This window comes from Dactylosporangium sp. NPDC050688 (assembly GCF_040654515.1).
Lineage (GTDB): Bacteria > Actinomycetota > Actinomycetes > Mycobacteriales > Micromonosporaceae > Dactylosporangium.
Map to the genome: position 1 here is coordinate 93,925 of NZ_JBFAIC010000006.1, position 11,538 is coordinate 105,462.

The following is an 11,538-nucleotide window of genomic DNA, read 5'->3' on the forward strand; positions in this document are numbered from 1 at the left end:
CCGGCGCGGAGCGCCCGAGCCACACCAAAACGATGCAAGGAGAGCATGCGATGACCTATCTGGTGACCGGCGCGACCGGCTTCATCGGCTCGTACGTGGTCGACCAGCTGCTGGACCAGGAGCACCGGGTCGTCGCGCTCGACCGCCGGCCCGGGTGGGCGGCGGCACCCCGCGCCTCGGGCACCGGCGCGCTGACGTTCGTCGAGGGTGACGTCACCGACTTCTCGTTGATCGCCGACCTGCTGGCCACGCACAAGGTCGACCGGATCATCCACCTGGCGGCCGAGCTGCACGACCGGTCGGCCGCCCAGCGGGGTCAGTGCATCCAGTCGAACATCGTGGGCACATACAACGTCCTGGAGGCGGCCCGGCTGTTCGACGTCGAACGCACGGTGCTGGCCAGCAGCGCGGCCCTGTTCAACCCGGCCGACATCGACCCGGCGGTGCCGCTCACCGAGTCCGCCCGGGTCCGCGCCGGCGACGTGTACGAGGGCAGCAAGATCTTCGGCGAGACCATGGGTGAGTACTACTGGCGCACCCTGGGCGTGGTGAACACCTCGATCCGGATCGGCCTGGCCTACGGGGCCGCCTGCCTGATCGGAGTCGCCCGCCGGCTGGTCGACGAGGTCATCACCAAGCCGCTGGCCGGCCAGCCCGGCCGGACCGCCTACGGGGCCGACTCGATGATGAACCTCGTCTACATCCATGACACGGCCGACGCGTTCGTCCGGGCCAGTCAGGGTCCCGCGCCGACGAGCCCGGTCTACCACGTGCGCGGCGACTACCGCAGCATCGGCGACATGGTGGACATCGCCCGGACCCTCATCCCGGGGGCGAGCATCGAGGTCGGCGACGCCGGCCACCGGTGGCCGATGAACTTCGACGACTCGCAGTTCCGCAAGGACTACGGCTTCACCCCGCAGTGGACGCTCGAGGCGGCGCTGGCCGACATCGTTGCCGAGAAGCGCGCGGCGCTCGGTTCCTGAAGGCCAACCCAGCAGAGAAGGGCGCGGCGCCAGCAACCTGGCGCCGCGCCCTTTCCCGTCGGATCGTCAGGCCGGCTGGCGGGGGAAGTCAGCCAGCGGCTCCGGGCTCTCCAACGCGGTGATGTCGCCGAGCTCGGCGCCGATGTACGCCGCCCGGGCCACCCGCCGCAGCACCTTGCCGTTGCGGGTCTTGGGCAGCCCGGTCACCGCGTGCACCGCCTTGGGCCGGGTCGCCTTGCCCTCGCGGGCGACGATCGACTCCGTCAGGCGGGGCAGCACCACCGACGGGTCGGCGCCGTCCATGAGCACGACGAAGCAGACCAGCGCCTCACCCTTGGACTCGTCCGGGATCCCGACCGCCGCCGCCTCGACCACCGCCGGGTCGTCGACCAGCAGCGACTCGATCTCGGCCGGGCCGACCCGCTTGCCGGCCAGCATGATGGTGTCGTCGGAGCGGCCGAGCAGGAACCAGTGCCCGTCAGCGTCGACGTAGGCGAAGTCGCCCTGCAGCCAGCTGCCGGGGAAGCGGGACCAGTACGTGCTCAGGTACCGCTCCGGCCCGTCCCACAGCCCCTTGGTCATGCCCGGCCACGGGCCACGCACCACCAGCTCACCCACGGAGCCCCGCAGCGAGTTGCCGCCGGCGTCCAGCACGTCGGCCGCCATGCCCAGGGTGGGCCCGGAGAACCCGGCCGGCTTGATCGGCCGGTGCACGGTGCCGCTGACGATGGACGCGCCGCATTCGGTGCCACCGCTCATGTTCACCAACGGCAGCCGGCCCTTGCCCACGTGCTTGAAGCACCACCACCACGGCTCGACGTTCCACGGCTCGCCGGTGCTGGCGATGACCCGCAGATCGGGCAGATCGTGCGCATCGGGCCACTGGTCGCCCAGCCCGGCGAGGATCCGGACCACGGTCGGCGCGATGCCGAGCACGGTCACCCGGTGCCGTTCGACGACCGACCACAGCCGGTCCGGGGTCGGATAGTCGGCGGTGCCCTCGAACAGCACCGCGGTGGCGCCGTTGTTGAACACCGCCGACACCACGTAGGCGCCCATCACCCAGCCCATGTCGGTGAGCCACATCAGGCGCTCACCGGGCTGCATGCCGTACCCGTGCCGGGCCTCCTGGGCGAACTTGAACGGCAGCCCGGAGTGGGTGTGCAGGCAGCCCTTGGGCCGTCCCGTGCTGCCCGACGAGTAGAGCAGGATGCACGGGGTCTCGGCGTCGAAAATCGGCGCCTGGGTCACCGGCTCGGCGGCGGCGAGGGCCTCGTCCCACCATTCGTCGCGCTCGGCGACGAGCGGGATGTCGCGCCCCAGCCGGCGTACCACCAGCACGGTCCGCAGGGCCGGTGCGTCGGCGGCGGCCTCGTCGGCGGTCTCCTTGAGCGGCACCAGCTTGCCGCGGCGTTCGAACCCGTCCGCGGTGACCATCAGCTTGGCACCGGAGTCCAGCAGCCGCTCCCGTACCGGCGTCGGGCCGAACCCGCTGAAGAACGGCGCGACGATGGCGCCGATCTTCGCCGCGGCCAGCATCACCACGACCGCCTCCGGCACCATCGGCAGGTACAGCGCGACCACGTCGCCGACCCCGACGCCGCGCGCGACGAACGCGCCCGCCGCCAGGTCGATCTGCGCCTTCAACTCGCCGTAGGTGACGGTGCGGACGGAGCCGTCGTCACCCTCCCAGACGATGGCCTCGTCGTCGGCGCGACCCTGCTCGATCCAGCGGTCGATCGCGTAGTCGGCCCAGTTGAGCCCGCCGCCCTTGAAGAAGTGCGGGAACTGGGGGCCGTCCGACAGGTCGAGCACCTGCTCGTACGGCCGCAGCCAGCGCAGCCCGACGTCGTCCGCGGCCGCGGCCCAGAACCACTCCGGGTCCTCGGCCGCGCGCCGGGCCACCTCGTCGAAGGTCGTCAGGCCGTGCCGGGCCGCCATCACGCCCAGCGGCGTGCCGGCGAAATCGGCCGGGTCCGGCTCCCACGCGACCGGCAGCCGGTTCAGCTCATCGATGTTCACGGCCACCGCCATCCATTCCGGGTGCTGCGTACCGGGTCATTTGATCGCCAGCGGGTTCAGCGGCGAGCCGACCGCCTTGGTGAACGGCAGGGGCCCGGCCACGAACATGAACTCGTACACACCGTCGTCCGCGCAGTCCTGGGCCAGCTTCTCCAGGTCGAAGATCTCCCCGATCAGCAGGCCGGCGTTGACCAGCAGCACGATGTGCACCGGCTGGAAGATGTCGGTGAGCTCGTTGGGGCGCACCTCCATGCCCCAGGTGTCGGTCGCGATGCCGGCCACCTCGTTGCCGCAGATCCAGTGCGCCGAGTCGAGCGCCAGCCCGGGGGCGTCCCCCGCGGCGTAGGTGCCCCACGAGCCACGGTCGCGGCACTGGGCGATGTGCCCGGTGCGGATGAGCACGAAGTCGCCCCGGCCGACGGTGACGCCCTGCGCGGCGGCGCAGGCCGCCAGTTCGGCGCTGCCGATACCCTGCCCCGGCTCGAGCCACGGGACGCCGCGATGGCGGGGGATGTCGAGCAGGACGCCCCGCCCGACCACCTTCTCGGTCGTCTTGTCGATCGAGTTCTTGCTGGCGCCGGTGCTGGAAACCGTCTCGATCCCGTAGCCGTTGTACATCTTGCCGTCGTAAAAGACGTGCGACAGCGCGTCCCACTGCGTGCCGCACTGCAGCGGCATGTAGATGGCGTCGTCGGCGTAGCGCAGCTTGGCCATGTGGTCCTGCGCACCGATGACCGCGTCCCCGCCGTCCTGGAGCATGAAGTGCAGCGGGTTGACCCGCCCGCCCCAGCCGTTCTGCGGACCGTTGCCGTCGTACGGCAGGGCACAGGAGATGACCCGGCCCTGCTTCACCAGCTTCGCCGCGGCGGTAATCATCTCGGGCTCGATGTAGTTCAGCGTGCCGAGCTCATCGTCGGGACCCCACTTGCCCCACGTCCGGTACCGGTCGCACAGGGCATGCACGTCGTCAATGGTTACCGGAGCGAGATTCTCAACCTCAGTCATGCCCGTCTCCCTGTCATGACAATGGATACCGAAGGGTCAGGCCGGTGGGAGCGTGCCCAGGCGCTGCCCGAACCAGTCCGCGATCAGCTGCCGCGCCGGGTCGGGCTCGTCGGTCTGGCAGTGCTCGGCACCGCCCTCGGCGACGGTGAAGATGCGCAGGGTCTTGTCCTTCGAGCCGGCCGCGGCGAACGCCTTCCGGGCGTCCTCGACCGCCACCTGCCGGTCGTTCTCGCCGTGCAGCATCAGGAACGGCTGGGTCATCTTCGGCAGGTGGTCCACCAGGGTCCACTGCTTGACCCGCTCGAGACCGGCCTCCATGGTGTCGGTGCCCATCACCCACGGCAGCTGGAACCACGGCACGGACACGGTCTTCGAACGGGTGCCCCAGCGCTTCTCCCAGGTGGCGCCCCAGTCCCAAATGCCGCCCCAGGCCACGCAGGCCTTGATCCGCGGCTCGTAGATCGCCGACCGCGGGGCGTAGTAGCCGCCGAGGCTGATGCCCATGACGCCGATGCGGTCGGCATCCACGTCCGCACGGGTCTCCAGGTAGTCGATGACCGCGCCGGTCGGGACCTCGTAGTCCGGGCGCGAGGCCACGTTGCGCAGGCGCAGCGGCTCACCGACCCCCGGGCTGTCCATCACCAGGCAGGTGATGCCGCGCTTGACGAACTCCTCCTCGACGAAGCAGTAGAGCAGTTCCTTGGTCACGTCGAAGCCGCCGTAGAAGATGACCACCGGCGCCGGCTGCTCGGTCTTCGCCGGGATCAGGTACCCGGGCAGGATACCGTCGGGCGAGGGGACCTCGATCCGCTCGACGTTCAGCGGCATCAACTCGGCCGCCTTGGCGAACGCGTCCAGCGAGGCCTGGTAGCTGGCCGACTTCTCCGGCCCCGGGGCGATCTGCCGCTCGCCGCTGTGGTGGTACACCGAGGCGCGCAGGTAGCGCGCGCCCGCACTGCGGCGCAGGCCGTTGGCGAGGTCCTCGGCCGCCTGGGCCTCCTGCTGCTCGGCCATTCCGGTCCAGGCCTTGGCCCACACCTCGGGATCGGGCTCGCCGTCGCGCAGCGGCGCCAGCCAGCGGTTCATCTCGCCCAGCGACCCGCCTGACATGAGGGCCAGGTTGAAGGCCGACGACCACGTGTAATTGTCGGCGAAGTAGTAGTACAAGACTGGTCTCCGTTCGCGGCTGATCCGATCTGTGCCGACCAGTTCAACCGGCCCGCGTTACCGCCACCGTTATGGACCCCGGCCGGTACGCGCCGGCCGACCCGGCATCGATCCGGGACGACATGTCCAGCTGATGGGATGCCAGTTCAAGGTCACGACTTGGCACACGGGAGAAAAAGTCCAGGTAGGGGGTTCCGAATCCGCAAAGTCCTGAGGCAGTATGCGAGCCACGGATGTTACGCCGAGGTGAACTGAGACCGATATGATCCTGAGTCACAAGGTGTTACCTCCGGGGCTGCCACGCGGGACGATCGCCAGGCCGAGGCTGGACAGGCACCTGACCGGACTCCTGGACGATTACGAGACGATCGCCGTCTTCGCCGCCGCTGGCTCCGGAAAAACGGTGCAGACACGAATGTTCGCGGCACAGCACGGCTGGCCGCTGGCCTGGGTCACGGTGGACGCCGGCGACCGCAGCCCCTCACGTTTGGTGACCTACCTCGCCGAGGCGCTCGCAGTGGTCAACCCCGAGGCCCCGATCATGGTCGAGACCTGGCTGGAGTCGGGGTTTCCGGCCGCCGAGGTGGCGGCGATGCTGGCCGAGAGCATCGCCGACCAGTCCCTGCTGCTCGTGCTGGACGACTGCGAGTGGCTGGTGTCGGCCGACGAGTCACTCACCGTCCTGGGCGTGTTCCTGGACTACCTGCCGGCCGGCGTGCGCACCATCATCATGAGCCGCGACGATCTCGACGGCCCGATCGGCCGGATGATGCTGCAGGGACGCATCGCCCGGGTGAGCGGCGACGACCTGGCCCTGAACCTCACCGAGGCGCGCACGCTGCTGACCTCCAACGGCCAGGGCGACCGCGATCCGGCCCCGCTCATGGAGGTCACGAAGGGCTGGATCGCCGCCGTCGCCTTCGACATCATGCCCGGGCTGCAGCCGGAGAACGGACCGGACTCGCTGGCCGGCTTCGTCAGCCGCGAGATTCTGGCCCGCCTGCCGGAAGCGGAGCAGGAGTTCCTGCTGCGCACCTCGGTCCCGGCGACCGTCACCGCCCGGGCCGCGGTGGCCCTGTGCGGCGAGCAGGGTTACGCGCTGTGGCACTCGCTGGGCTCGCGGCACCTGCCGGCGACCAAGGTCGACCGGGCGCTCGTGTACCACCCGCGGTTCCGCCAGTTCCTCCGCGAGCAGCTGCAGGTGCGGCTGCCCGGCGAGCTGCCCACGCTGCAGAGCCGTTACGCGCGGCTGCTCGACGAGCTCGACATGTGCGAGGAAGCGGTCGAGACCTTTCTCGAGGCGGGCGAGCTGGAGAGCGCCGCCAACGCCGCCGAGCGGGCCGTCGCGACACTGTCCGCCCGCGCGGACTGGCGCGTGCTGCTGCGCTGGATCGACGCCTTCGGCTCGGAGGCGGTCGAGGCCCGGCCGATCCTCAACGGCGCGGCCATCCGCGCCCTCTACGGCGTCCGCCGCATCCCGGAGGCGCAGGCGCTCATCGACCGGCTGCACCAGCAGGGGACCCTGGAGGAGGTGGCCAAGGCCGACCCCGGGGTGGTGGCCTTCATCGGCTACACCATGCAGTGGCGGCCGGCCGACGCCCTCGAGCTGATCCGCAACTACGAGGGCGACTACCGGGCCGACGCGGTACGTTACGAGCTGGAGGCGGTGGCCGGCCGGCAGGCGGTGGCCCCGCCGCCCGGCACCGACTGGGTGGACAGCGAGCGCGTGTACACGTGGGGGCTGCTCGTCCAGGGCCGGCTGGACCAGCTGCTGCGGCTGCTCCCCCACGACGACGACTGGCCGCCGCGATCGTTCTACCGTTCACCGCACCCGGTGCTGGCGCTGATCTGGCGGGGCGAGCTGACCCACGCCCGGGAACTGCTCGACGAGGTCCCCGAGGCCATCAAGTCCGGCTCACACACCGACCTGTGGTTCTTCCACGAGGCCTGGCTGCTGTGGGCCGAGGGGCACCCGGAGGAGGCGCTGGTCGCCGCCGAGGCCGCGGCCGAGCACAGCCGCAAGACGCGCTTCGGCTGGGAGCCGTGCTTCGAGGTGGTCGTCGGCGCGCTGCAGCTGGCGCTGGGCCGGGTCGACGACGCGCGCATGTCGCTGGCCGACGCGATCAGCCGGTCGGCCGCCAGCGGCAACCGCTGTTACGTCGAGTGGGGCCAGACCTTCCAGGGCCTGGCATACCTGCGCATCGACCGGCCCGAGGACGCCGCGCGGGTGCTGCGGGCCGCGACCGCCGGGATGCAGACCGCCGGCCGCTCGTTGATGCTGCCGTTCGCCGCGGCGTATCTCGCCGAGGCGGAGGCCCGGCTCGGCCAGGCCGACGCGGCGAGGTCCGCCATCGACCTGGCCTACGAGACGACGCGCGCCATGGACTGCCTGTTCATCCTCAAGCGTGCGCTCGACGACGTGCCCGGGGTGCTGCGGCGGCAGATCGAGAGCGACACCAGCGGGACGCGCTGGCGCCAGCTGGTCGGTCAGCGCCCGCCCGAGCAGCGCAAACGGCCACCGTCGGCGCCCTCGGAGCGCCTGGTCATCGTCGACGTCCACACGCACGGGCCGGTGCCCGACCTGATCGTCGACGGCGTGCCCCGCTGCTCGCGCCGCATGAAGGTGCTGGAGCTGGCCGCATTCCTCACCCTGCACCCGGACGGCGTGGAGCGGCACCGGTTGCAGGAGAAGCTGTTCCCCGACGCCGATCCGCGCAGGGGCGGCAACTACTTCCGCCAGGTGGTGTACAAGCTGCGGCAGGCGACCGGGGTGAACCTCGCCCGCTCCGCGCTGGGGCACGTGCGCTGGGCCGACGACCTGCACGTGGACAGCACCGACCTCCGGTTCGAGCGGATGCTCAACGACGCCTACGGGATGCAGGGCGTGGAGCGCCTGGAGCACCTGGAGCAGACCCTGGCCATCGTCGAGGGCCCGTATCTGCCGGAGAGCGAACTGGAGTGGGCCGAGGAGCGCCGCCACGAGCTCGAGGTGAAGGTCGTCGACGCCGCGCTCAAGGCGGCCCAGACGGCACTGGCCCTGGGCCTGCACGAACGCGCCCGGCAGGCCGCGTCGTTCGCCATCAACCGGGACCCGTTCTGCGAGTCCGCATACTGTGTCCGCATGCGGGTCGAGGCGGCCCTGGGTTCGCCGCATGCCGTGCTGGCCGAGTTCCAGCGGCTGACCGCGGCCCTGGCCGAGCTCGGCGTCGAGCCCGCGCCCGCGACCAGGCAACTGGTCCGCGAACTGCGCGGCACCTGAGGATCCGCGCGGGTGACCAGGCATTACTGGCCTCGTTACCCGCCGTCCCAGGCCCGGTCCCGCGGGCAGAGTAACTCCGGTCGTGCACGATCGAGCGCGCGCAGTGCACGAGCGGATGGAGGACCTCATGCAGCTGGACGAGAACGCTTTTCCCTCACTGGTTTTCGAGCAGGACGGGCCGCGCCTCACGGTGAAGATCCGGCCCTATGACGAACCAAAACCGTCGCACGCGGACATCCACTGGGAGATGGGAAAGTTCTTCAGCGACATCCGCAGCGCGGACGACGTGCGGGTCATCGTGCTCACCGGCCTGCGCGACGGGACGTTCTGCGTCGGGAACAAGACCGAGGTGATCTCCACCCGTCACCACAACCATTACATCGACGACCCGCACGGCATGTGGCGGGCCTTCATGGGGATCACCCGCACCCATGAGGCGCTGCTCGCGCTCGAGAAGCCCGTCATCGCCCGGGTCAACGGTGACTGCTTCTCGTTCGGGCAGGCGATCATGTACGGCTGCGACATCGTCGTGGCCGCCGAGGACGCCCGCATCGCCGAGGTCCACCTCTCCCTCGGCGAGGGCGGGGTCGAGCCCTACGGCCCGCGGTACGGGGTCGCCCCCGGCGACGGCGGGATGGTCTACGTCCCGCTCTACATGGCGCCGCCACTGGCCAAGGAGTACCTGATGCTCTCGCCGGTCGTGACCGGCCGCGAACTCGCCGACCGCCGTCTGATCAACTACGCGCTCCCGCTGGAGCAGCTCGACAGCAAGATCGACGAGCTGGTCGCTGCCCTGCTCAAGCGGCCGGCGCACGCGCTGGCCTGGACCAAGCGCCTCGCCAACCGGCACCTCGTCCAGCAGGCGAACCTGACGCTGGACGCGGCCGCCGCGCACGAAATGATCTCGTTCTACCAGGCGGAGAAGAACAACTGGGAAAACCGGCAGGAGCTGTGATGGGCGCCGCGGCTCGCGACCTGACCGGCGCCGTCGTCTGCATCACCGGCGCGGGGCGGGGAATCGGCAAGGAGGCCGCCCTGCTGATGGCCGCGAAAGGCGCCGTCGTGCACGTCGGCGACGTCGACATCGACGCCGCCCGGGAGGTGGCCGGAGCGATCTCGGCGGCGGGCGGACGCGGGCACGCACATGCGTGTGACGTGTCGTCCGAACAGTCGGTGGCAGCGCTGTTCGCCGCCATCGCCGCGGCAGGCGGCCGGCTCGACGTCCTGGTCAACAATGCCGGCATCTACCCGAAGCTGGACTTCTTCGCCACCACGGTCGCCGACTTCGACCGGGTCATGGGTGTCAACGTCCGTGGTGCCTTCATGTGCACCATGGCCGCCGCCGAACTCATGGCCGCCTCCGGCGGCGGCAGCATCGTATGCCTGAGCTCGAGCGCGGGCACGCTCGAGTCGCTGCAGCACGAGACCGCCCGGACGTTACCGCTGTACGGCGCCGCCAAGGCCGCGCTCGACCGGTGGGCGCTGAACGCCGCCGGCTACCTGGCTTCCCGCAACATCGCCGTGAACGTGCTCTATCCGGCCGGCATCCTGACCGACGGGTCACGCGCGCTCGGCCTGCGCGAGGACTACGTCGCGACGATGCGGCCCCCGTCGGTCGTGGCGCCGGCCATCGCCTGGCTCGCGCGGCAGACCCCGGCGACGTTCACCGGGCAGCTGGTGCGGTCGGCGGAGTTCGGCACCGCGTGGGGCGGACCGGATCCAGGGCCCGCCGGAAGCGAGACAGGCGCCGGAAGCGAGACAAGCGCCGGAAGCGCGGCGGGCACCGCAGGCAAGGCGGGCGCCGAGCCGGAGGTGCTGCTCGCCATCCACGAGGTGCTGTCGCGCTACGCGCAGGTCATCGACGACGGCGCCTGGGACGCTCTGACCGAGGTGTTCACCGACGGTGCGGTCATCGACCACACCCCGATCGGCAGCGCGCACATGACCGGTATCGACGAGGCGGCGGCCGCGTTCGCGGCGGGCATGCGGCGGCGCGCGATCGCGCACCACCTGACGAATCCCGTCGTGCTGGCCGTGCGGGACGGCGGGCGCACCGTTCGCGTTCGCAGCAAGTGGTTGGTGGTCGACGCCGACGGGCGCGGCCGCAGCGGCTACTACCTCGACGACTTCGTCCGTACGGCCGGCGGATGGCGGATCTCGAACCGCCGCGCGACGCCGCGGTTTCCCGCAACCTGACCTGACTCGTTCCAGAACTGAGGAGATGCATAGATGGCGGTGGCACGATTCCCCGTCGAGGGAGGCCACATCATGATGTTCGCCCGGGCGATCGGCGACCCGAACCCGGCGTACCACGGGGCCCTGACGGGAACGCCCGCGGTGGCCCCGCCGACCTTCGTGTGGGCGGCCGAGCACTTCGACCCGGACAGCGCGGTGCGCCCCCGCCCGGATGTGCCGTGGATGGGCTCCGGATCGTCGGACACGGGCGTCCCGGACAGCGTCGCGCAAGGGGGCCTGCACGCCGAGCAGCGGTACGACTTCCACCGCCCGGTGCGCGAGGGCGACATCCTGTCCGCGGTGTCCCGGACCGGGCGCACCTGGACCAAGCAGGGTCGCCGAGGTGGCCTGCTCACCTTCACCCAGACCATCACCGAGTACCGCGACCAGCACGGCGAACTCGTCGTCACCGCCGTCATGCTCGGGGTCGAGACCGAGAAATCGGTGGGTGCGCCATGACCGGGGTGCGGCCGGGAGACACCCGGGAGCTGGTCGTGGTCAAGGACCTGACCCGATCGCAGATCGTCCAGTACGCCGGCGCCTCGGGCGACTTCAACCCGGTGCACACCGATGAGCGGTTCGCGACGCGGGTGGCCGGTCATCCGTCGGTGTTCGCGCACGGCATGCTCACGATGGGGCTGGCCGGACGGATCCTGACCGACTGGTTCGGCGTCGAGGCGCTGCGGATGTACGACGCGCAGTTCCGGCGGCCGGTCTATCCGGGCGCCACGCTCACCGTGCTCGCCCGGGTCGAGAGCGTCGACCCGGACGGCACCGCCGGGCTCAGCCTCGTCGTCCGCGACGAGGCCGGCAACACGGTGATGACGGGCAACGCGGTCGTCGGCACGGACTGAACGAACGCTC

The 11,538-nt window shown here is 70.8% G+C and carries 9 protein-coding genes; 6 read left to right on the plus strand and 3 right to left on the minus strand.

Annotation, left to right across the window (positions count from 1 at the left end; all coding sequences use genetic code 11):
* The first annotated feature begins 50 nt into the window (after positions 1–50).
* Positions 51–986, plus strand: a complete 936-nt coding sequence (locus tag AB0H83_RS08415; protein ID WP_360088970.1) for an NAD(P)-dependent oxidoreductase — start codon at positions 51–53, stop codon at positions 984–986.
* A 66-nt stretch (positions 987–1,052) separates the two neighbouring features.
* Here the strand turns inward: AB0H83_RS08415 and AB0H83_RS08420 are convergent, their stop codons facing one another.
* From AB0H83_RS08420 to AB0H83_RS08430, 3 genes are read right to left on the minus strand one after another with little or no spacing between them, the layout of a single operon-like run.
* Positions 1,053–3,008, minus strand: coding sequence for an AMP-binding protein (locus AB0H83_RS08420; protein ID WP_360088973.1), 1,956 nt, complete (start codon positions 3,006–3,008; stop codon positions 1,053–1,055).
* A gap of 36 nt (positions 3,009–3,044) precedes the next feature.
* Positions 3,045–4,013, minus strand: coding sequence for a cyclase family protein (locus tag AB0H83_RS08425; protein ID WP_360088976.1), 969 nt, complete (start codon positions 4,011–4,013; stop codon positions 3,045–3,047).
* Positions 4,014–4,049: 36 nt separating this feature from the next.
* Entirely contained in the window at positions 4,050–5,180 is a 1,131-nt protein-coding gene (locus tag AB0H83_RS08430) for an alpha/beta fold hydrolase (protein WP_360088979.1), read from the minus strand.
* A gap of 415 nt (positions 5,181–5,595) precedes the next feature.
* Between AB0H83_RS08430 and AB0H83_RS08435 the strand changes: the two genes are divergently transcribed.
* From AB0H83_RS08435 to AB0H83_RS08455, 5 genes are all read left to right on the plus strand, one after another.
* Positions 5,596–8,439, plus strand: coding sequence for a BTAD domain-containing putative transcriptional regulator (locus AB0H83_RS08435; protein ID WP_360088982.1), 2,844 nt, complete (start codon positions 5,596–5,598; stop codon positions 8,437–8,439).
* Positions 8,440–8,566: 127 nt separating this feature from the next.
* On the plus strand, positions 8,567–9,394 hold the full coding sequence (locus tag AB0H83_RS08440; RefSeq protein ID WP_360088985.1) for an enoyl-CoA hydratase/isomerase family protein: 828 nt from the start codon (positions 8,567–8,569) through the stop codon (positions 9,392–9,394).
* Positions 9,394–10,635, plus strand: coding sequence for an SDR family NAD(P)-dependent oxidoreductase (locus AB0H83_RS08445; RefSeq protein ID WP_360088988.1), 1,242 nt, complete (start codon positions 9,394–9,396; stop codon positions 10,633–10,635). The genes AB0H83_RS08440 and AB0H83_RS08445 overlap by 1 nt, the downstream gene beginning before the upstream one ends.
* Positions 10,636–10,668: 33 nt before the next feature.
* Positions 10,669–11,133 carry a MaoC family dehydratase N-terminal domain-containing protein gene (locus AB0H83_RS08450; RefSeq protein ID WP_360088991.1) on the plus strand — a complete coding sequence of 155 codons (465 nt, stop codon included), beginning with the start codon at positions 10,669–10,671 and terminating at the stop codon, positions 11,131–11,133.
* Positions 11,130–11,528: a MaoC/PaaZ C-terminal domain-containing protein gene (locus AB0H83_RS08455; protein WP_360088994.1), complete on the plus strand. Its 399-nt coding sequence runs from the start codon at positions 11,130–11,132 to the stop codon at positions 11,526–11,528. The genes AB0H83_RS08450 and AB0H83_RS08455 overlap by 4 nt, the downstream gene beginning before the upstream one ends.
* Positions 11,529–11,538: the final 10 nt, after the last annotated feature.

What these genes read in the sequence shown, in the direction of transcription:
- AB0H83_RS08435 (WP_360088982.1), top strand. Translation starts at nt 5,596, where the DNA reads ATGTTCGCGGCACAGCACGGCTGGCCGCTGGCCTGGGTCACGGTGGAC.
- AB0H83_RS08425 (WP_360088976.1), bottom strand. Translation starts at nt 4,013, where the DNA reads ATGACTGAGGTTGAGAATCTCGCTCCGGTAACCATTGACGACGTGCAT.
- AB0H83_RS08445 (WP_360088988.1), top strand. Translation starts at nt 9,394, where the DNA reads ATGGGCGCCGCGGCTCGCGACCTGACCGGCGCCGTCGTCTGCATCACC.
- AB0H83_RS08455 (WP_360088994.1), top strand. Translation starts at nt 11,130, where the DNA reads ATGACCGGGGTGCGGCCGGGAGACACCCGGGAGCTGGTCGTGGTCAAG.
- AB0H83_RS08450 (WP_360088991.1), top strand. Translation starts at nt 10,669, where the DNA reads ATGGCGGTGGCACGATTCCCCGTCGAGGGAGGCCACATCATGATGTTC.
- AB0H83_RS08415 (WP_360088970.1), top strand. Translation starts at nt 51, where the DNA reads ATGACCTATCTGGTGACCGGCGCGACCGGCTTCATCGGCTCGTACGTG.
- AB0H83_RS08440 (WP_360088985.1), top strand. Translation starts at nt 8,567, where the DNA reads ATGCAGCTGGACGAGAACGCTTTTCCCTCACTGGTTTTCGAGCAGGAC.